Origin of the sequence: Bremerella sp. TYQ1, from assembly GCF_020150455.1 — a bacterium.
Taxonomy (GTDB): domain Bacteria; phylum Planctomycetota; class Planctomycetia; order Pirellulales; family Pirellulaceae; genus Bremerella; species Bremerella volcania_A.
In genome coordinates, this window is sequence record NZ_CP083740.1 from 1,265,837 (window position 1) to 1,286,460 (window position 20,624).

Below are 20,624 nucleotides of genomic sequence, written 5' to 3' on the forward strand. Positions count from 1 at the left end.
CGCAAAGCTTGGGGCGATGCTCTTAACTTCGCAGGCGTACCGTAAATCCTGTGCCCTCGCTCCTTTGAGGAGAGGGGACAAGAATTGGTTCATGCCCTCAAATTCAACGGCAGACGCCCACGACTCTGGTTCACCCATAAAAAATGGACGGTAAACACCGTCCATTTAATCATTACCGTCACCGGGTGAAAGAATCAACGCTTTCCCTGCGGAAAGCTTTTTCTACGCGGCAGCCGATTCGGCCAGCTTTTCTTCGGTTTCCTGCGTGGCGAGGCCTAAGCCAAGCACTTCGCGAGCCAGGTTCGTGTAGTCCTCAGCTCCGTTGGAATGCGGGTCATAATCGAAGATCGACTGCCCAAAGCTTGGGGCTTCGGCCAGACGAATGTTGCGGCGGATACGTGTCTGGAACACTTCCGCAGTCGCCCAGGTCTTTCCTTCGGCGGTACCGCTGAAAAATTCGTGCACGTCGCCGGCCACTTCCCCAGCCAAACGTGTGCCCGATTCAAACAGGCAAAGCACGACGCCGGAAAGACGCAGACCCGGATTGATTCGCTTCGAGACAATGTCGACCGTTCGCAGCAGCTTGCTCAAACCATGCAGGGCCAGGAAATGAGGCTGCAACGGCAGGAAGACTTCATCGACACAGGCCAACGCGTTGAGCGTCAACACGCCCAGGCTCGGAGGGCAGTCGATAATCAGATAGTCGTACTTTTCGCCATGAACTTCCATCGCATCGCGAAGGATCATTTCACGGCCCACTTCCCCGGCCAATTCCATTTCGGCGGCCGCTAAATCGAGATGGGCCGGAACGCACCAAAGATTTTCGCCTGCCGGATGGCAAACTTGCTCTAGCGTCGCTTCCCCCATGAGGACCTGGTAAACCGACTCCGATCCCGAGGCAACGCCGATTCCAAGATGCAGCGATGCGTGGGCTTGGGGATCGAGATCGAGAACACAAACTTTGTGCCCCATGCGAGCAATCGCAGATGCCAGGTTGACGGCGGTGGTCGTTTTTCCCACGCCCCCTTTTTGATTCAAAATGGCAATCGACCGCATGACAACCTCCTTGTTGTGAAGCGAAACGTTCGGCGAGTCTGGCCTGTGCAGCAGTGCCAGCATTGCGGGGGATTGTAATCAGGACCGGGCAAATGATTCCAGACCGGTTTTCCTCGAATTCCCGCGCAAGTTTGTATGGTCGTTGCCTTTCCCGCCAAGCACTGGTGGTCTATGATCGATGGCTCGGTTCCAGAATTGGCGTCACGTCGTGGAATAATGCCCACGAATGAGCGCAAATTCATGGGTAGCCCGCGGTTGCTTGCAACCCGGGGAACGCAGCGAACAGAGGTTTATCCGGCAGGGAAACTTACCCATTTCCCTCGATTCACGTTAGCCTCCTTACGCTGTAGGGCCCGCGTGTCGCGGGTCGAAAAACACCCAAACCGACACAACTCGCCTTCCTAATTTTCGCAAAAGATAGAGGAAACGCCCCGTGCGTGTCATTATCGAACCTTCGGCCGAACAAGGCAGCCAGCGTGCCGCGTCGATTGTCGCCCAGCATGTTCGCAAGAAACCGCGTGCTATTCTCGGTTTGGCCACCGGCGGTACCCCGCTGAAGCTCTACCAGGAACTGATTCGCATGCATCAGGGGGAAGGGCTCGATTTTTCCCGGGTTACCTCGTTCAACTTAGACGAATATGTCGGATTGCCCCCCACGCATCCGCAAAGCTATCGCCATTTCATGACGGAAAATCTTTTCCGCCATATCAATATCGACATCCGAAACACCCACGTTCCCGATGGTCGAGCTCTCGATTACGACACCTACGGGGCCCAGTACGAAGCGATGATCGCCGAAGCAGGCGGGATCGATATGCAAATCCTCGGGATCGGTCGTGACGGACATATCGCGTTCAACGAGCCTGGCTCTTCGCTTGGCAGTCGGACCCGTTTGAAGACACTCGCCCCCGAGACGATTCGCGACAATGCTCGCTTCTTTGGCACCGAAGAAGATGTCCCTCGTCTGGCCATCACGATGGGGGTAGGTACAATCCTCGAATCGAAGAAGTGTATTCTTCTCGCTTTCGGCAAGGAAAAAGCTGAAGCGATTGCCGCCACGGTCGAAGGACCGGTAACGGCTCAAGTCACCGGCAGTGCCCTGCAGTTCCATCAGGACGTGGTCGTGATTCTCGACGAAGAATCGGCCTCGCAACTTCAACGTCGTTCCTACTACGATGAAGTCGAGGAGGCGCACCGGCGGCTTCAATCCGGAGAAGTTAAATAACCACAGAGTATCATGCGCCAAATCGGTAAGCTCTCTTCCGAAACCCACGCCGCCCGGTTCGTTGACTATTTGCTGACGCTGGGCATCCACTCGAAAGCTGACCCCGCTTCCGATGGCGAGTGGACGGTCTGGATTCACGAAGAAAATCAGGTCGATCAGGCTCGTACCGAGTTGGAAGCGTTCCGGTCCAACCCCGACGACGGCCGCTATCGCCAGGCAGGCGAAGAAGCGGCCGGGATTCGGAAGATGGAGCAGCTTCGCGAACGCGAACGTCGCAAGAACGTGCATGAAGTAAAGCACCGCACCGCCCGAGTCGGCAGCGGACTGACAGGAGCCCCAGTTACCAAGGGCATCCTGATCATCTGCATCGGCGTGACGCTGCTGGGCATGTTCTTCCGCGCTCAAACGCCGCAAGATCCGCCAGGCATTGGCGACTATATTTACGCGACGCTCAGCTTTCTTTCGCCCGAAGATACTCAAGCCTATATGGTCTCTCCGGAACCGAACTCGCTTCGCACGATCGAGCGAGGACAAGTCTGGCGTTTGATCACGCCGGTCTTTCTGCATCAACGCAATGGCCGCATGGCGCTACTGCATGTCGGTTTCAACATGTACATGATGTTCATGCTTGGTCCCATTCTGGAACGTCGCATCGGCAGCATGCACTTTCTTCTGTTGAATTTGGGACTCGCGTTGGCAAGCAATTTGGCCCAAGGGGTCATCCCCATGCTGTTGGTCGACACCGCGCTGCAGCGCTACGAGATCTATTACGGATCGGTCAACTTCGTCGGCTATTCCGGCGTGGTGTATGGTTTGTTCGGCTACCTCTGGATGCGCTCGAACAACGATCCGACGTTCGGCCTGATGATCGCCCAATCGTCGATCATCATCCTCATGATCTGGTTCTTCCTCTGCTGGTTCGGCGTGATGGGCGGCATCGCCAACCTGGCCCACACCGGCGGCCTGGTCGCCGGCCTGGTCATTGGCTATATCCAAGCAATGAGCAACCGGCGGTAGTGCGACTGATCAAAATTCCGGCAATTTAACGCGGGAAGAGTCGCCCCTAATTGCAGCGATGTGTTTGGCAAACCTTGCTAGCGCCTATTGTACGCATTTATTGTCCAAGCATCCAACACGTTTGCGCGACTTATTGAACAGGTATTGCCAAGGTGTACACGTTTTTGGCACGTTGGGCGCCGTGCGGAATGGTCGTTTTTTGCGGCAATGATTCCGCCATGCCTCAATCGCGCAAGGGCAAGCTGCGTAACTCTCGGAAAAAACGGCCGCGGTTAAATAATTCTAGACGCGAGTACACATAAATAAGAAACTGGACGAGCTCATCGATCTTTCGCTGCCGCCGCTCGTTGACAATTTACTCGTTCGCGTTGGTCACATCCGCGAAGAATCTCCGCAGACCTGTAGCGGTCGGCTCCTCTTTTGCGATCCGGACCGTGTCAGCATCTTTCAGGCGGACTAGCCCTTGTTTCAGATCGAACTGAACGACCGTCGCCTCGAGGCTTTCTGGCTGAGAGAACATGACCTGATGCGTCCAGTCGGCGTCTGCTTCCTTACTGAGTAACGTGCCGGAAAAGCTGGCGTCTTCTATCAACGCCTGGCGAAAATGGACCAAGCCGGGGGCATCGGAAAGATGATACGTTTGGCCGTTCGCTTCCAGCTGCACGAGCGGGGCATAGCGGATGTTCTTGCCATTCTCGGCCCCCCAGTAAGCAATCGACGCAACCCCTTTGGACCAATGGTGCCAGACGGTGATGCCGGCCAGAATCGCAGCAATCAGCACGATCGCGCCAACAACCAATTGGCCGGAGCCGACACGACGGGGTTCGGAAGTGGGGCTGGGGTCGCGGGGCAAAGTCGGCTCCTATCGGGAATGTTCGTCACGGCTGCTCTGTTTTATACTCAATATTCGGCCGGACGTGGTGCCGGCGAACCCCAGCAGCGTGCCGAGACTCTCAAAGGATAGTCCGTTGCCCGATAAATTCGATCCCTACCGCGAAGCGTTAATTATCGAGGAAAAGACGATCTGGCCTGAAGAGTTGGCCGACGTTCCGCCTGAGAGCCGAGCGACGATCGCCAAACGTCTTCACGCCGACGCAGCGTCCTGCGAGCAGCTGGAATACGTTCGGCTGCACACCGGATTTTGCCGTCAGATTACGGTAACCCAGGCCGACGTGGCACGAATCGAAGCACGCAGTTAGCCCCGGAAAGATCATTGATGAGCTCCTTGAACTCGAGTCCATACGCTTCGCAAACCGTTCATGTCCCGTTGGCGGAACGCTCGTACGATATTTCGATCGGTACCGGCAACTTGGCAAACGTCGGCTCGTGGATTACTTCGCTCCGCAGTGTGACGCACGCGGTGCTGATCAGCGACGCCAACGTGGCCAGGCACTACCAGGAAACGGTCGAATCGGCCCTGAAGGCCGAATCGATTCGTGTTACCAGCTTGGTCGTTCCCGCTGGAGAGCCGAGTAAATCGGTCTCGACTTCGCAAGAGCTGTGGGAAAAAGCACTAGCCGACCGCGTCGATCGCAAGTCGGTGGTCGTGGCGCTCGGCGGTGGGGTGATCGGCGACTTAGCCGGATTCATCGCCGCTACGATGACGCGGGGCCTCGATTTCTTCCAGATCCCGACGACACTGCTCGCCCAAGTCGATAGCAGCGTCGGCGGAAAAGTGGGAATCAATCTTCCCGCGGCGAAGAATATCGTCGGCTGCTTCTGGCAGCCGAAAGGGGTGCTGATCGATACGGCCGTACTGGAAACGCTGCCGCGCCGCGAATACCTTTCCGGCTTAGCCGAGGTTGTGAAGTATGGCGTGATTCTCGATCCCGAGTTCTTCGAGTACCTGGAAGCAAACGTTCAGCCGCTGCTCGACCGAGACGCGGCCGTGCTGCAAAAGATCATTGCCCGAAGCTGCGAACTGAAAGCCCAAGTCGTTGCCGAGGACGAACGCGAAACGACCGGCTTGCGAGCCATTTTGAATTATGGCCATACCTACTGCCACGCGTTGGAAACAGTCTCTGGCTACGGCGAATACCTCCACGGCGAGGCCGTTTCGGTCGGGATGCTGTGTGCCTCGCGGCTAGGCGAAAAGCTGGGCGTGTTCGACTCCTCGCTCACCCAGCGGCAACACAAACTGCTCACCGCGCTCGAGCTACCTGTCGCGGTTCCGAAACTGGAGGAATCGGCCATCCTTGCCGCGATGCAGCGCGATAAGAAAGTCGAGCATGGCAAGCTGCGATTCATCGTGCCGCATTGCCTCGGAAAAGTGGTTCTGACGCCAGACGTTCCCGCGGATGTCGCCATGGAAGCGTGGACTGACGGCTACGAAAAATAGCCGCAGCGGTTTTTGCTCGACAGCGTCGCAGCACCCCCTATAATGGGCGACACCTGACCCATGATAGAGGTGCCACATCAATGAGTTTTGCCGCTGATGATTTGACCGAAGATCCAGAGTTTCTCGCCGCGCTTCGGTTGTCGCTGAGCTCTGGGATTGGACCAGCGAAAGTGCAATCGCTGCAGGCCTATTTCGGTTCGTTGGCAGGGGCATTGTCAGCCACAGCGTCGCAGCTACAAGGCGTTTCCGGCATTGGCCCGAAAGTCGCCAAGACGATCGTTCGCGCCAACGAACTAGACATCGAGCGCGAACTGGAGCACTGCCGAGACTTCGGCATTAAGATCCTCACACGGGAAAGCGATTCGTTCCCGGAACTGCTGAAAGAAATTCCCGACCCGCCGACGCTGCTGTTTACCAAAGGCGAGTTTCTTCCCTGCGATGAGCTTGCCGTCGCAATCGTCGGTACTCGGCATGCTACGCACTATGGGAAGAAGCAAGCCGAGCGATTCGGTTACGAGCTCGCTAAAGCAGGCTTTACTGTGGTTAGCGGGTTGGCCCGGGGAATCGATGCGGCAGCCCACAAAGGAACGCTCAAAGCAAACGGCCGCACGATCGCTTTCCTTGGAGGTGGCGTGTCGAAGATTTATCCCCCCGAACATGTGGAACTAGCCGACGACGTGGCAAAGAGTGGGGCAATCGTCAGCGAGGCAGCTCCCTTGGTCAGTCCCATCGCCGGGGCTTTCCCGCAGCGTAATCGGCTGATTACCGGGATGAGCCTGGGCGTGGTGATTATCGAAGCAGCAGTCCGTAGCGGGGCGTTAATCTCCGCTCGCATGGCCATGGAACAAAACCGAGAGGTGTTCGCCATCCCTGGGCAAATCGATAACCCGGTCGCCCGCGGTGTGAACAGTTTGATCCGCGACGGTGCGACGTTGATTCAAAGCGTGGACGATCTCATCGAACAGCTTGGTCCGCTTCGACAACCATTGAAAGTTTCCGAAGAACAAACGGTTCTTATTCCGTCCGAACTGAAATTGAACGAACAAGAGCAACAAGTCCTGCAGCACATCGAGTTGGCCCCGATGTCGCTGGACTCGCTCGTTAGCAAATCGAAGCTGCCGGTTCATCGCGTGTTATCGACGCTTAGCATCCTTGAAATGAAACGGCTGATCGTTCGCACCAATGGCACCACCGTACAACGTACGGCTTAGTCAGTTTACTAGGCGAACAGGGCTTTGATCGGTTGTCCGCCGTCGGTGATCGGTACCGGACGATCGCCATCGTACAAAGACTTCGCGTAATCGATTCCCATCGCGGCATGAATGGTCGCGAAGAAATCAGGCACGGAAACAGGATCGCTGACAATTTTCTTAGAAAGCTCGTCGGTTTGGCCGTAAGCCCCCGTATGTTTCAGCCCACCGCCAGCGAGTACACAAGTGAATGCCGAGCCTTGATGCCCACGTCCACCGCCACTATCGAACTCGGGTGGTCGCCCAAATTCGGTAGTAATCACGATTAACGTTTTGTCGAGCATCTTTCGGTTTTCCAGGTCCTGAATGAGCGCCGACATGGCGGTATCCATTTCCTGAATTAGCTTATGCTGTTCGAGGATGCCCCCGTTATGGACGTCCCATCCAGCCCCGTTCAGGAAGTTCAAATTGTGCGATACCTCGATGAACCGGACTCCGCGTTCCACCAATCGACGAGCAAGCAAGCAGCGCTGCCCGAACTCGCCGCCGTATCCTTCGCGAAGTTCGTCGGCCTCGTTGTCGAGCTCGAAACTGCTCATAAAATCGGGACCACTTAGCTTCATGCTCAAGTCGATCGTCGCTTCGTAGTCTTTTAAGCGGGCCTCTTTCACTTCTGGCTGCAAACCACGAAGTTGCGTCAGGAAGCGTTCGCGGCGTTGTTGCCGCTCGCGATCGACACCCACGGGCGGTGTCAGGCCTGCCGGGCCGCGACCAGTTTCCGTGAGATACAGATAACTGTGTTGAGCCCCCAGAAAACCAGGTCCGCGCGTCGCATTGGGATAGCCAATCAGCACATAAGCCGGAACGTTATCGGAAGCGGCACCACGCTCGTGAGCGACAATCGAGCCAATCGAAGGATAAACAATTGTCCCACTGACAGGGCGTCCGACATGCATCCAGTTAGTCGCTGCAGCATGTTCGTCGATGACGGCATGATTGACGGTCCGAACGGCCGTAACACGGTCCATCAATGGAGCCATTTTGGAGAGATGTTCGCACACCTCGACACCGTCGACACAAGTCGGAATTGCATCGTAATAGGCCCCTGGCTTTTTAGTCTTTGGATCTCCCTTTGCTTTCGGATCGAACGTATCGATCTGCCCCATCCCGCCGCCGAGCCAAATGGAAATGACATGTTCCACTTGCCCTTGGATGGGCTTTCCGGATGGCATCGCTCCTGCGACAGAAGTTGCCATAGCAGTTGCCGCCGACGCCGCGAGGAACTGTCGTCGATTGACGCCGGAATGTCCGTTGAATTGGGTCATTGTCAGGCTCGTATAGGTATGAGAATTATTTTTTCAATCGATTCGCTGTTAGGGCATCCAGACAAACTCGCCTAGATTCGCGACGCTCCAAACAACGTCTTCGTAAACCTCACGCCATTCGGTTTTCAGACGTGGGTCGGCTGGTGGTCCGATTTGAGCACGACGTGCATGCTCTTGTTGAATTGTATTCGCTTCCGACCGAAGGTGATTCGACCACGTCACGCGAGGTAAGCGTTCCCACGGCTGTGGTTCCACAATTTCGTCTTTGGCGACCAATCGCGTTTCGAAACCCTCTTTGAGCGCGGTGACAAACAACGCACGTTCGGCATCGCGGGGAAGGCGGCTGAGAAAGCGGAGAAAGATCGAGTCGACCAGTTCCTCAGGCGAATCTGCTTCCACAGCGAGGTCGGCGAGCGGACTTTCATGAGAAGCTCGTGTGAGCCAAACCGTCATGGTCCCATTGGCAATCACCGCCGGTTGCAGGACGTTAGGTTCCGACTCTCGATCGGTCTTTGGCACCTGACGTTCAGCAGACCAGCCGAAAGCGGTCAACACATCGTCCAACACGGCAGCACGGGGAAGTGTCAGGCTGGGGCGATCTCGCTCGTTGGAAAGGCTGACCAACATCCAGGCCCGCTTCACTTTGCCGAGATTGTTTCGGTTACTGGCCGGACGACGACCATCGGGATCGAGCGTCATTCGCTCAACTTCAATCTCTTTGCCAGCCGCTGTATAGAAAGAGTCGACAATCTGCTCGGCGGTCATTCGCCGGCGCTGCGGGGCATTAAACAGACGTCGCGTTGGGTCGGCTTCTTTTTGCTCGCCGATCGCTTCGCGCTGATAAAGGTCGGAATTCATGATCAGCCGCACGGTATGCTTCAAGTTGTAACCGTGGGCGACAAAGTCGTGCGACAACCACTCAAGCAGTTCTGGATGGCTCGGCTTGTTACCTTCCCAATCATGCGGAGGTTCTACGATTCCGGCCCCCAGCAATCGTCGCCAAATTCGATTGACCGCAATCCGAGGAAAGCGTTCGTTCTCTGGTGCGGTCACCAGCGTGGCGAGTCTTTCCCGCGTGTCCTTGTCGTTTTCCATATACGCGGCGAGGGCTTCGTTGTCTTCGATCCCTGTTTCCTCAGCGAATGGCCACTGCGGTTGAACCGCGACGCCAGGCTTGAGCGTCACTTCGATCAACGGTTCGCGGTCTTGGCTTTCGAAGAACGCCACAGGAACGGAACTCGACTTAGGAACCGAAAGCGGTTTACGCGCAAACATCGCGGCCAACGCATAAAGGTCTTCCTGGGTCGTGCTGTGGTATGGAGAGTCATGACAGCGAGCGCATTGCAGTTCAATTCCCAGGAATGCATTGGCAACAACATGCCCTTTGGCCGCGAAGGGAGAGTCGTTCTGAGCCGCTTTGGCGAAACCGGCACTCCCGCCATCTTCCGAGCTACCACGCATGAGCATCAACTCGGTGACCATTTGATCGAGCGGTTTGTCGTCGCGCAGTGCTTCGTAAAGAAACCAGCGGAAAGGACCACTCGCATTCGACGTCGCATTGATCAGCTTGGGGTTTTCAGCAAGGACATCTTGCCAATAGCTGACCCAATGATCGGCCCAACGAGGATCTTCCAGAAGGCGATCAATCAGTTTGGCTCGCTTATCCGTCGATGTGTCGCTGAGGAACGCACGAACTTCTTCTTCCGTCGGAACAACCCCAACAGTGTCGAGATAGGCCCGACGAATGAATTTCTGATCGGAAACGGTGGGAGCCAACTCAGTTTCATCTGCCGAAAGAGGTAACTCGGGCCATTCGGCACCATCCTTGATCCAATTTTCCAGAATGGCAATCTGTTCGGCGGAAAGTCGCTTGCCCGTTGGGGGCATTCGCATATCCGCTTCGTCGTGCTTGATGCGATGGATGAGTTCGCTGGCTTCAACATCGCCAGGCTCGATCGCAGGGCCTGAGTAACCCCCGCCGATTGCCATTTCTCTTGAATTCAGTTGCAAGCCTCCCGAGTCTTTTTCGCCATGACAACGAAAGCACTCGCTACGTAGAATAGGAAGCACTTCGGAATGAAACTTTTGGGCGTCGGCCTGAGATGTACCCTTGGTTTCTGCTTTGGCCTCTTGAATTCGGTGCTGCACGAACGCGTCGATGGCGTTGCTCGCACCGTCGATGTTTGGCACCATTGGAGCAGGATGCTCATCGGCCCAAGCGGCGGCAAGCTCGTGACGATTTTGCCAAAAGTCTTTTCGCGATCGAGCTGCACGCCAACGATTCGCGTCATCGAAGTTGGCAAGCGACGCTTCGATTCGCTCAAGTGCGTTTTCAAACGCTTCGTCGGTGAGGGGCAGGGGAGCGTCAGGACTGCCGATGGGGTTCAACACGTGGTACTGCTTTCCGTCGTTGGAAAGGATCGCTACGGTGAACTCGCCAGGTTCGGCGCGGAACTTCTTACCACCGGCCATTGTCTCGACAACAACACGATGAGTTCCCGACTTCGTGACGCGGAATGTACCTGTCGATTCATGAAGGCGATGTTCTTTGATGCGATGGCCTGGCAGCGGCGGTTCAGCTACCGGCGTGATCGGCTCTTCGCCACTTGGCGAGCCTTGCAGCGCCCCCGTTTTTGCGATCAGCTTGCCATCGACCCATAGTCGACTCAATCCCCGGGCACGAAGCAGGAACGTTCGTTCACCTTCGTCCAACGAGACATCGGCGGCCATTCGCACGAGAACCGGGGGCTTCCAGGCATCGCGAATCCCCCAGCTGTCGTACCGCAGTGGCAAACGTGGGGTAAGAAATTCGCTGGTCTCCCAGCGCATGTTTTCCTGGGGATAGGTTTCGTCGAAATCGAGCCAACGTGTATGCGAAGCCATTCCTTCGTGGAATGTTACAGTGACTTTGTCGGCCGGAAGTTCCCCGAGCTGGGGCATCGACTCTGGCAACGGTTCTGGTTTCGGTGCATCGCCGACGCGATGGAAACGCTTACGTAACACTTCGTCTTTTAAAACAACCCGGTGAAGCGCGACCGCGTCGAGATACCCGCGAAACGAATTGGAAGCACTTCCCCCCATCGAGGAACCGATCCAAACGCTGTCGTCATCGACAACAGGAGCGACCGTGGTCGGCCCAGCTTTGTCCCAGCCACCTCGAATCTTTTGGCCGTCGACCCAGCCTTCAACGCTTTCTGGTTTGCCAAATTCGTAGGTGACCGCCACATGGTGCCAGCCAGTTCGCGGAATGAAGCCATCGTTGGTCGTCCAACGATGCCAATGAGCTCCTGTCGCCGTTCGAGGTGTGGCAAATAAGAAACTGACGCACGCTTTACCTTTGACGCCGCGAAGACGAAGGGCCCAGTTTTGGTTATCAGGAGCGAACTCAGGATTGCCGGTGCGTCCTTTTCCTAAGATGTACAGATTCTCTCCATCCTTTAGATCACGTGCATTCACCCAAGCCTCGATCGTGATTTGATCGCCGTTGGTGAAATCGAACGGACTGAGCGGACCAGGATCGTCGTAGGCGAAGTAGGCCCCTCGACCATCAAACTTAACTGCTGTATTTGTCTCGTCGAAATCAGGATAGGACGGAGGTCGTGGACCAGGAACGTCGCGATGAACTCCTCCGTGGGCAATAAGTGGAGTTTCTTCTTCGGCACCAAATTCCCACATCACAACTGGTTCGGAAGCCTCTACGCTGCTGCTGAACGCCGCGAGCATCAAACTGAATGCGAAGTAAGAAAAAAACGCGTATCGCATTGGCTGAACCTATCAAGAAAGCCACAGGAGACCGGAAAAGCCTCGAATTGGCTCGGGATGTACCAGGACTGGAGGGTAAATAGGCCTCAATTAGAGGCAGTAGGAAGGAGTCTTAAATATCCATAGATTTTTTGCTTTCGTCAAGGTTTATCGGCTAAGCTGATATCTCCAATGGTATTAAGCCCCATTCTTAGGCCATTACAGCCTAATCAAACACCCTAATCCGATCCGCCAAAATGCTCATGAGGAAGTTCGCCGCTTGCTGCACGCATCTAATGGTGTGTGTCACTACCTGTTTCTTACTTTGCAATTTTGATTGCGCTGATCTGTATGCCGATGAAGAACGCCCGCCGAAAGCACCGAACGTTCTACTCTTAGTTGCCGATGACTTGGGCTATGCAGAACTAGGTTGCCAAGGCAATCAAGAGGTTCAAACACCCAAGCTTGATGCCTTCTCCGAGACGGCTGTTCGCTGCACCCATGCGTACGTAACTGCTCCTAATTGCAGTCCCTCGCGTGCTGGTTTTTTGACCGGGAAATTCCCAACTCGATTTGGATACGAATTCAATCCTATCGGTGCTCGGAATGAAGACCCAAATACTGGATTACCGCGACAACAACAAACGCTCGCGGAATTTCTTCACGATGCCGGCTACACGACAGGTCTCGTTGGAAAATGGCATTTGGGCGGTGCGGCCGACTTTCACCCTCAGCGACATGGCTTCGACGAGTTCTATGGTTTTCTCCACGAAGGGCACTACTTCGTTCCGAGCCCTTGGAACGAGACAACGACGTGGATTCGCCGCAAGGGACTACCCGAAGGTAACGACTCGCGATACGTCGTTAATCCGAATCTGATTTATTCGTCGCACATGGGGCATGATGAACCTGCCTACGATGCAAACAACCCAATCCTGCGAGGTGGTCAGCCGGTGGTCGAGGAGGCTTACTTTACCGATGCGATCACTCGCGAGGCGACGAGTTTCATAGAACGTTATAAAACGAATCCATGGTTTCTCTATGTCGCATACAATGCCGTGCACAGCCCACTTCAAGCGAAGAACGATACCTTGGCGCTTTTCGTCGACGAAAAAGACATTCATCGCCGAATCTTTCTGGCCATGTTGTACGACCTCGATCATAGTGTCGGACAGATCATGCAAACGCTCGAGAAAACAGGCCAAGCCGACAACACCATCGTTTTCTTCTTGAGCGACAACGGAGGCCCTACGAAGGAAACGACCTCCAGCAATCTTCCCTTGCGAAGCGGTAAAGGAAGCATGTACGAAGGAGGCATTCGGGTCCCCATGATGGTGCGATGGCCCGGGAAACTTCCTGCGGGAACGACCAGTGAGTCAGTCGTGAGCTCGCTCGATATTTTCCCAACTGTTGCAAAAGCAATCGAGCAATCCCCGAAAAACAACTTGGATGGGCTCGATATCGTCAACGCAATTCAAACTCCTGAATCTACCCAAGACAGAACGCTTTATTGGCGTCAAGGAAAAAGGGCGGCACTACGGCAGGGGCATTGGAAATTGGTCGCTCCCAATGGCCATCAAGAACCGTCCGACTGGGAGCTATTCAATCTTCAGGACGATGTCGGCGAAACGCATGATCTCTCTGAAAGTCCCGAGCATGCGATGCAATTTCAAGCACTTCTAAAACAATGGCAAGTATTAGATAGTCAAATGAAAGACCCGCTCTTTCAAAATTGACTTTGCTAACAGTTCATGAATTTGCAGAAACTTGCCACGACCCGTTATGTTGCGGCGCGTACCCTGTTGCCTATAATACCGCGATGAATTTAGTCGAACTTGCCGAACGTATCCGATCTCTTCGCTTGGAACAGCGTCTGACGCTGGAAGAGGTGGCTTCGCGCACGGGACTTACCCGAAGTTGGCTATCGAAGGTCGAGAACTTTCGTGTTACCCCTTCTTTGCCTGCACTGGCCGAAATCGCCAAAGCATTAGGGGTTCCGACCTCGAAGTTAGTGGAAGGCCTGGACGAAAAGCCATCGCTAACGATGGTACGCAAAAACGAACGAAAGATCGTCGAACGCGACCAGTCCGAGGCGAATACCTCGGTCTATGAGTCGCTTGCACATCGACGCAAATCACGTTCGATGGACCCCTTCATGATCACTATGCCCCCAGGCGTGGCTCGTGAAGAGGCGTTGCCCCATTTGGGCGAAGAGTTCTTGCTCGTTCAATCTGGTAATGTCGACTTCGAGTACGACGGCGACATCTTCAAGCTGCAAGCTGGCGATAGTCTTTATTTCGACGCCAGTGTCCCTCACCGCTTGGTGAATGCCTACAAAAAGCAAGCCGTCGTGCTTTGCATTTTTCAGTCTCCTCAGCCCTAATCAGCTCACGGCTGTTAGATAAATCGCTCTATCCCCTCAAAGGACGGCTTGCGTGTACCAATGCGCCGTTTCCCCGCTCAGGCCGCGTGAGGCGTATCAACAGTGGCATTTCTTACCTTTTCGTAGAGAGCTAATTAATTCGACTCGATCTTAACAGTGACTTCACAGCACGTTTGTTGACTACCAGGAAACATTCCGCCAAAATAGGTTCACGAGACGACTTTCCGGTGGCCACAAATGCCGCATCGGAATCTCGTCGACGCAACAATCGAGAGCCAGTTTCCCTGAGTTGAACATGTCACTTCCACTTGATCGTCGGTCGATGCTCGCTTTGTCTGCTGCTACTCTGCTTTCACAGCAGGGAGAAGCGTCGGCTGCCGAGACTTCCGACCATTGTGGTCCGATGATTGGTCATGTGTCACCGACTTCCGCCAAAGTTTGGTTTCGGCCAGCCAAATCGGGAAGTTATACGCTTGCGGTGAAATCAGGGAACGACTCAGAGGAACGGCGATTCTTCGCGGACGCCACCGGTGAGACAGATCAGTGCTTAACGTGGGATGTTGCAGGACTGAAGCCTGGTTTGCGCTATCAGTACCGTATTCTGGCAGATAAAGAGGAATTGCTTGCTGGTGAAACTTTTTATTTCACTACCGCGCCACCCCCAGGCCAAGCTTCGAAAATTTGCTTCGCTCTGGGATCGTGTGCCGGAATGAATCCATCGCCTTTGTGGCAGCAAATGGAAGCAGAAGGGGCTGAGGGGCTCGTCCTGTTGGGAGATACTCCATACATCGATTCGACCGACTTAAGCGTTGCACGGAGTAAGCATCGGCAATTCTTACAGGTCCCTCAATTGGCCTCGCTGATTCAGCATACTCCGACTTGGGGCACCTGGGACGATCACGACTTTGGTCGCAACGATTCCGATGGTCGACTGAAGGGCAAAGAAAACACGCGCCAAGCATTCGTTGAATATCGTGCCAATCCCCAGTCAGGCCACGACAACTCTGGCATTTACTGCAAATTTGAATATGGCCCCATGGAGATGTTCCTGCTGGACACACGTTGGTTTGCTCGCACGGAAAAATCACCGGTCGCTGCCGATAAACCGGCCCTGCTAGGAAAACGACAGTGGGAGTGGCTGAAAGAATCTTTGCTGGCCTCGAAAGCCCCCTTCAAACTTCTTGCCTGCGGTATGATCTGGGATGATAAAGAAAACACTGAGTCGGACGACTGGGGGACTTACACCCACGAGCGCGACGCGTTGTTTGATTTCATCGGAGAGCACAACATTACCGGCGTTGTGCTGATTGGGGGCGACATTCATTGTTCGCGTCATTTGAAATATGACACCGAAGCGTCGGTCGGCTATCCCATTCATCAGTTCATTGTTTCTCCGATTCATAGCAGCACGATCCCTGCATTGAATGTTCCCCATCCGAACTTGGTTCGAGGTGCAGCGGTTCCCCATGTCTGGCTTCGCTTGGAAATCGACAACACGGTTTCTCCAGCGAAGCTTCATGCAAAATGGGTTCAGATGGAAGACCGGCCGATGTGGGACGTAACGCTATCGACCGAAGAACTTCGCCGCGTCGTCTCTTAGAATGGAAAAGTACAAAAGGGCTACGATCTTGGACGACAAGGTAAAACAGCAAAACGTTTTTCTGGCAGAAGGCTCCCTCGCTCAGCTTCCTGCACTCTGCGAAGCAAAACAAGCCAAGCGAATCTTCCTTGTCGTCGATGAAGTCGCCTATAAACTCTCTGGCGCCGCCGAAGCGCTTCGCCCGCATCTTCCCCCTGATGCGGTCACTTTGTTTAGCGGTTTCGAGCCCAACCCTCGCCTTGATGATGTCGAACGAGGTGTGATCAAATGCCGAAAGTCTCGACCTGATTTGGTCGTTGCCCTCGGTGGAGGTACGGCGATCGATATCGCTAAAATGATCGCATCGATGGCCCTGCACGATTCATCGCCGCGAGAGATCGCGACAAAGGGCTTGGCGTTTCCGCAAGGGACGTTACCTCTTATCGCAATTCCCACCACCGCAGGCACGGGAAGTGAAGCGACTCATTTTGCCGTGGTGTACGTCGACGGCGAAAAGTATTCTGTCGCCGATCCATGCTTGCTTCCCGAAACGGCAATTGTTGATCCAAAGCTGACCTACAGCGTGCCAACACGCATGACAGCCGCTACCGGGTTAGATGCTTTTTGCCAGGCCATCGAATCGATTTGGGCCGTCGGGGCAACCGAAGAGTCTGTCGGTTACGCCAAAGAAGCAGCGGCGTTGGCATTTGCTCATTTGCCCACCGCGACAAACAGCCCAACCGAAGAAGCACGCTATGCAATGTGCCGAGCGTCGCATCTCGCCGGCAAAGCGATCAATATCAGCAAAACGACGTTACCTCACGCGATTTCTTACGCGATTACCGCTGACTATGGAATTCCACACGGAGCCGCTGTCGCGACGACGTTAAGCAGCGTGCTTGCATACAACTTTGGCGTGACTTCCAGCGATTGCGCCGACACGCGAGGCGCACCGCACGTTCACCAGCGGCTTTCCATGATCCTGGAAATCCTCGGAGCCGCGACTATCGCCGAGGCGTGCCAGCGAGTTGAATCGTTTGTAAGTTCCCTGGGATGCAACCCGACGCTCGTATCGGCAGGTATTCATCAGCACGAAAAGATTCGCACGCTTGCTGAGCGGGTCAATCCTGAACGTCTCTCGAACAATCCTCGGAAAGCGAATCACGAAGATCTCTTCAGTCTGCTTAGCGGAAAGAACCGCTTGCCCCTAAAGCCTAACGCTCGTATTTCAGCACCTCGATCCGCGGCAAGCTGACTTCACTCGTAATCAGAAAGCCATATTGCTTCCCATGACATCACCAAACTTAAAAGTACGTCTGGCCGTTTTTGATTGGGCCGGAACGACGATCGACTTCGGTTCAAGTGCTCCTGCAGCGGCGTTCAAGAAAGTGTTCGCGTCGCATGGGGTTGAAGTCACCGATGATGAAGCGCGACGACCTATGGGGTTGAATAAGCGAGAGCATCTTGTGGCAATGCTTTCCGAAGAACGCGTCGCAGGCGAGTGGCAGTTGGCCAAAGGTACCTCCTGGACAGAGGCGGACGTTACACAGCTTTACGACGAATTCGTTCCGTTCCAGCTGGATGCAATTCGTCAGAACAGCCAACTGGTGCCTGGTCTCGCTTCAACAGTCGACGCTTTAAAAGCCCAAGACATCAAAATTGGTGCGACGACAGGATATTTCCGCGCCGCAGCTGATCTGGTAACCGAGGCCGCCAAGCAACAAGGCTTCGTGCCGGATTCGATGACATGTGCTGATGATGTTCCTAAAGGTCGGCCTGCCCCTTGGATGATTTTCCGACTTATGCAGAAACTTAACATCTATCCACCGCAATGCGTGGTTAAGATCGGCGATACCGTCGCCGACGTGGAAGCTGGTCGCAATGCCGGATGCTGGACGGTTGGTGTCTGCAGCAGCAGTAGCATGACCGGTTGCACTGAAGCCGAATATTTCGCGCTCAGCCAGGAAGAACGTTCGGCACGCTTGGCCAATACCAAGAAACGCTACGAGGAATCGGGCAGCCATTTCACGATTTATTCTCTGGAAGCTCTACCGAACGTAGTGCAACAGATCAATCAGCGACTTGCCAGCGGCGACAAGCCTTAATCCAGCATTTCGTTTCCCTTAAAACCCAATCAGCGAGCTTCACCGCGAAACCTCATGACACCTTCCACCACATCGGAAACGCATTCGAAGCGATGGGAAACGTTCTGGGAATTTTTCTGGGCATTCTGGGCTGTCGTTGCCGCCTTCGGAACCTACTTCTGCATGTATGGGTTCCGAAAACCATTTACCGTTGCCGAGTACAGCGGTACGATGGTCGGAGGCGTCGATTTTAAAACGATCGTCGTCTCAACCCAGGTCATGGGATACATGCTCTCGAAATTTCTCGGCATAAAGATTATTTCCGAGATGCCAGCTAATCGACGTGCTGTCGCACTGATTGGTTTGATATTGATTGCCGAAATTGGGCTCGCACTGTTTGGTATTCTTCCCCGTCCTTGGAATGCCGTGGGGCTGTTTCTCAACGGCTTGTCCTTGGGGATGGTCTTCGGATTAGTACTCGGTTTTCTGGAGGGTCGTCGGCTAACGGAAGCATTGGTGGCCGGTCTTTGCACCAGCTTTATTCTTGCCGATGGTATTACGAAGTCGGTCGGGGCGTTGCTCCTCGACCAAGGGGTCGCAGAAGACTGGATGCCATTCACCGCAGGTCTGATCTTCCTACTTCCGCTTTGTATCTGTGTCGCCATGTTGGCGAATATTCCTGCTCCGACAGCGCAAGACGTGGCGGCTCGGTCGTCGCGTCACAGCATGACCTCGCAAGATCGGTGGTCGCTATTCCGTAAATATGCGTTGGGCATCTCGATCATTGTCGGAATCTATCTGCTGGCAACCGTTATCCGAAGTATTCGCGCCGACTTCGCTCCTGAACTTTGGAATGGATTAGGCGTCGACGCGGAACCTTCGACTTTCACATTTTCCGAAATATTGGTCGCGTTGGGCGTCATGCTCGTCAGCGGCCTGGCAGTCTGCGTTCGGAATAATCGGCTTGCCTTTTATGTCTCGCTAACGACCTGTGCACTCGGATTCGTTGCGGTAGCTGTTGCTCTAATCGGTTGGCAACTCAATTCGATCGGTGCGTTTCCGTTTATGGTACTAATAGGGTTTGGACTTTATGTCCCCTATGTGACCATCCACACCACCGTGTTCGAGCGACTGCTGGCGATGACACGCGAACGGGGCAACCTCGGCTACCTGATGTACCTGGCCGATGCGTTTGGATATCTCGGGTACGTTATCGTGATGTTCGGAAGAAATCTATTTCTGGACCGCCAAGACTTTCTAACGTTTTTTATCCAGATCAGCTGGGTCACACTCGTAGCTTCTCTGGTCGGCCTGGGGATCGCGCTGTTTTACTTCGCGAATCACGGACGTATGACGAGCCCAAGTAGCGTCGTTCCTGAGCAAGCGTGATGTTGCAAATGCATCGAACGCCGGCGATTAGTCGGTGAGAAGCTTCTTCCGGAAGTTACGCGGAGTCGTGCCGAACTTCTTTCGGAAAGCGATACCAAACCGGGTTGCATTGCTGAAACCGGAACTAAGAGCAACCTCGGTAATCGATAGATCGCGGTTCAACAGCAACTCTTTGGAACGTTCCAGTTGAACGCGGCGAATTTCTTCTGCCGGAGTGCGTCCTAAGTAAGACTTGAACTGAATCTCCAGACTTCGTCGTGAAAGCGGCACCTCTCGAAGAATATCGTCCACACCGATTCCATGCTGCGTATGATTCTGAATGAATCGCAACGCCCGCACGATCATCGGGTCGTCGATCGCCAAAAAGTCGGTGGATTGCCGGCTTGTGACGCCATGAGGAGGAACCAGGATTGGCTCTTGCGGCGCTGGCTTTCCGCCCATCATTTGATGCAACATCGCAGCTGCTTCGTAGCCGATCCGTTCGCAAGCGAGCGAAACCGCCGAAAGAGGTGGCGTCGAAACTTCGCATAGCAGATCGTCCGAATCACCTGCCAAAATCGCAAAGTCATCCGGTACACGAATCGAGGAGAAGTGGCACACTTCGGCAAGTTGGCGTGCATGGTGAGCGTCGACGGCCAAGATCGCGATCGGTCGCGGAAGGGAAAGCAACCAGCGGTTAACTCGACGCTGGAGTTCTGCCCAAGACATTTTACGTCCTGCCCGATAGCCTGGCCGATAAGTATAGCACTTGTGCCCTCGAAGAGTGACCGCACGCTCGAAAGCTTCGCCACGGCTATTGGAGTATCGATGACTTGGCGGGGCGAAGTACGCGAATTGAGTAAAACCTCGCGCCAAGAGATGCTCAACGGCAAATTCGGCTCGGGCCGTTTCGTCGGTGATGACGCGTCCTACGCCTGGCGTTGGCCCATACACGTCGTCGACGTCCACCGTTGGAATGGAACGCTGCTTAACCTGATCGATCTGCTGACGGGAAGAAAGCCGCGCGATAACGCCATCGCCTCGCCAACCGTCTGGCAGTGAAGATCGTTGCTCGTGGTCGCGTGGATCAATCAGCAGATGCCACAGGGCATGCTTGTCGGAATACTGAGCGATCCCACGAATCACACGTCTTCCCCAGCTCGTTTCCGTTTCTACCATCACGGCAACGACTTGAACTTGCAATTTGTCGTGGTGATGTTGCTTATCTTCGGTCATTAACTTTGCAGAAACAAAGGAGCGTCCTGGCCGTTGCTAACTACATCCATTCTAGCCTTCACGAGCCTTTAATTTGCGCAGA

The 20,624-nt window shown here is 54.6% G+C and carries 16 protein-coding genes; 11 read left to right on the top strand and 5 right to left on the bottom strand.

The genetic code is table 11. The features are described from left to right. Positions 1–222 precede the first annotated feature (222 nt). Positions 223–1,056: a ParA family protein gene (locus LA756_RS04590; protein WP_224438697.1), complete on the bottom strand. Its 834-nt coding sequence runs from the start codon at positions 1,054–1,056 to the stop codon at positions 223–225. Positions 1,057–1,489: 433 nt separating this feature from the next. On the opposite strand from LA756_RS04590, the gene nagB reads away from it, so the two are divergent. Both nagB and LA756_RS04600 read left to right on the top strand, forming a co-directional pair. Continuing rightward, positions 1,490–2,281 (top strand): glucosamine-6-phosphate deaminase, encoded by a 792-nt coding sequence (gene nagB, locus LA756_RS04595; protein WP_224438698.1) that lies wholly within the window; start codon positions 1,490–1,492, stop codon positions 2,279–2,281. Between the two features lie 12 nt (positions 2,282–2,293). Beyond that, positions 2,294–3,298, top strand: a complete 1,005-nt coding sequence (locus tag LA756_RS04600; RefSeq protein ID WP_224438699.1) for a rhomboid family intramembrane serine protease — start codon at positions 2,294–2,296, stop codon at positions 3,296–3,298. A 355-nt stretch (positions 3,299–3,653) separates the two neighbouring features. On the opposite strand, the gene LA756_RS04605 is transcribed toward LA756_RS04600, so the two are convergent. After that, complete coding sequence (locus LA756_RS04605) at positions 3,654–4,151, bottom strand: hypothetical protein (RefSeq protein WP_224438700.1); 498 nt, start codon at positions 4,149–4,151, stop codon at positions 3,654–3,656. A 115-nt stretch (positions 4,152–4,266) separates the two neighbouring features. On the opposite strand from LA756_RS04605, the gene LA756_RS04610 reads away from it, so the two are divergent. The 3 genes from LA756_RS04610 (at position 4,267) to dprA (ending at position 6,847) form a co-directional block, all read left to right on the top strand. Next, entirely contained in the window at positions 4,267–4,497 is a 231-nt protein-coding gene (locus tag LA756_RS04610) for a hypothetical protein (RefSeq protein ID WP_224438701.1), read from the top strand. Positions 4,498–4,514: 17 nt separating this feature from the next. Next, positions 4,515–5,636, top strand: coding sequence for a 3-dehydroquinate synthase (gene aroB / locus LA756_RS04615; protein ID WP_224438702.1), 1,122 nt, complete (start codon positions 4,515–4,517; stop codon positions 5,634–5,636). Positions 5,637–5,716: 80 nt separating this feature from the next. Further along, complete coding sequence (gene dprA, locus LA756_RS04620; protein ID WP_224438703.1) at positions 5,717–6,847, top strand: DNA-processing protein DprA; 1,131 nt, start codon at positions 5,717–5,719, stop codon at positions 6,845–6,847. Positions 6,848–6,855: 8 nt separating this feature from the next. On the opposite strand, the gene LA756_RS04625 is transcribed toward dprA, so the two are convergent. Next, positions 6,856–8,151 (bottom strand): DUF1501 domain-containing protein, encoded by a 1,296-nt coding sequence (locus tag LA756_RS04625; RefSeq protein WP_224438704.1) that lies wholly within the window; start codon positions 8,149–8,151, stop codon positions 6,856–6,858. A gap of 48 nt (positions 8,152–8,199) precedes the next feature. After that, positions 8,200–11,913, bottom strand: coding sequence for a DUF1553 domain-containing protein (locus LA756_RS04630; protein WP_224438705.1), 3,714 nt, complete (start codon positions 11,911–11,913; stop codon positions 8,200–8,202). Between the two features lie 242 nt (positions 11,914–12,155). Between LA756_RS04630 and LA756_RS04635 the strand changes: the two genes are divergently transcribed. From LA756_RS04635 to LA756_RS04660, 6 genes are all read left to right on the top strand, one after another. Beyond that, entirely contained in the window at positions 12,156–13,628 is a 1,473-nt protein-coding gene (locus tag LA756_RS04635) for a sulfatase-like hydrolase/transferase (RefSeq protein ID WP_224438706.1), read from the top strand. 83 nt (positions 13,629–13,711) lie between these two features. Further along, positions 13,712–14,275 carry a helix-turn-helix domain-containing protein gene (locus LA756_RS04640; protein ID WP_224438707.1) on the top strand — a complete coding sequence of 188 codons (564 nt, stop codon included), beginning with the start codon at positions 13,712–13,714 and terminating at the stop codon, positions 14,273–14,275. A 295-nt stretch (positions 14,276–14,570) separates the two neighbouring features. Continuing rightward, the gene (locus LA756_RS04645; protein ID WP_224438708.1) at positions 14,571–15,875 is read left to right on the top strand and encodes an alkaline phosphatase; all 1,305 of its coding nucleotides are present in this window, start codon (positions 14,571–14,573) and stop codon (positions 15,873–15,875) included. A 28-nt stretch (positions 15,876–15,903) separates the two neighbouring features. Beyond that, positions 15,904–17,109 (top strand): phosphonoacetaldehyde reductase, encoded by a 1,206-nt coding sequence (locus tag LA756_RS04650; protein ID WP_224438709.1) that lies wholly within the window; start codon positions 15,904–15,906, stop codon positions 17,107–17,109. A 34-nt stretch (positions 17,110–17,143) separates the two neighbouring features. Continuing rightward, on the top strand, positions 17,144–17,959 hold the full coding sequence (gene phnX / locus LA756_RS04655) for a phosphonoacetaldehyde hydrolase (RefSeq protein WP_224438710.1): 816 nt from the start codon (positions 17,144–17,146) through the stop codon (positions 17,957–17,959). A 54-nt stretch (positions 17,960–18,013) separates the two neighbouring features. Continuing rightward, complete coding sequence (locus LA756_RS04660; protein ID WP_224438711.1) at positions 18,014–19,327, top strand: DUF5690 family protein; 1,314 nt, start codon at positions 18,014–18,016, stop codon at positions 19,325–19,327. Between the two features lie 27 nt (positions 19,328–19,354). Here the strand turns inward: LA756_RS04660 and LA756_RS04665 are convergent, their stop codons facing one another. Further along, positions 19,355–20,542, bottom strand: coding sequence for a DNA-binding transcriptional regulator (locus LA756_RS04665; RefSeq protein ID WP_224438712.1), 1,188 nt, complete (start codon positions 20,540–20,542; stop codon positions 19,355–19,357). Positions 20,543–20,624 lie beyond the last annotated feature (82 nt).

Coding starts and splice junctions, on each gene's coding strand:
- LA756_RS04590 (WP_224438697.1), bottom strand. CDS start 1,056: ATGCGGTCGATTGCCATTTTGAATCAAAAAGGGGGCGTGGGAAAAACG.
- LA756_RS04600 (WP_224438699.1), top strand. CDS start 2,294: ATGCGCCAAATCGGTAAGCTCTCTTCCGAAACCCACGCCGCCCGGTTC.
- aroB (WP_224438702.1), top strand. CDS start 4,515: ATGAGCTCCTTGAACTCGAGTCCATACGCTTCGCAAACCGTTCATGTC.
- dprA (WP_224438703.1), top strand. CDS start 5,717: ATGAGTTTTGCCGCTGATGATTTGACCGAAGATCCAGAGTTTCTCGCC.
- LA756_RS04625 (WP_224438704.1), bottom strand. CDS start 8,151: ATGACCCAATTCAACGGACATTCCGGCGTCAATCGACGACAGTTCCTC.
- LA756_RS04630 (WP_224438705.1), bottom strand. CDS start 11,913: ATGCGATACGCGTTTTTTTCTTACTTCGCATTCAGTTTGATGCTCGCG.
- LA756_RS04635 (WP_224438706.1), top strand. CDS start 12,156: ATGAGGAAGTTCGCCGCTTGCTGCACGCATCTAATGGTGTGTGTCACT.
- LA756_RS04640 (WP_224438707.1), top strand. CDS start 13,712: ATGAATTTAGTCGAACTTGCCGAACGTATCCGATCTCTTCGCTTGGAA.
- LA756_RS04645 (WP_224438708.1), top strand. CDS start 14,571: ATGTCACTTCCACTTGATCGTCGGTCGATGCTCGCTTTGTCTGCTGCT.
- phnX (WP_224438710.1), top strand. CDS start 17,144: ATGACATCACCAAACTTAAAAGTACGTCTGGCCGTTTTTGATTGGGCC.
- LA756_RS04660 (WP_224438711.1), top strand. CDS start 18,014: ATGACACCTTCCACCACATCGGAAACGCATTCGAAGCGATGGGAAACG.
- LA756_RS04665 (WP_224438712.1), bottom strand. CDS start 20,542: ATGACCGAAGATAAGCAACATCACCACGACAAATTGCAAGTTCAAGTC.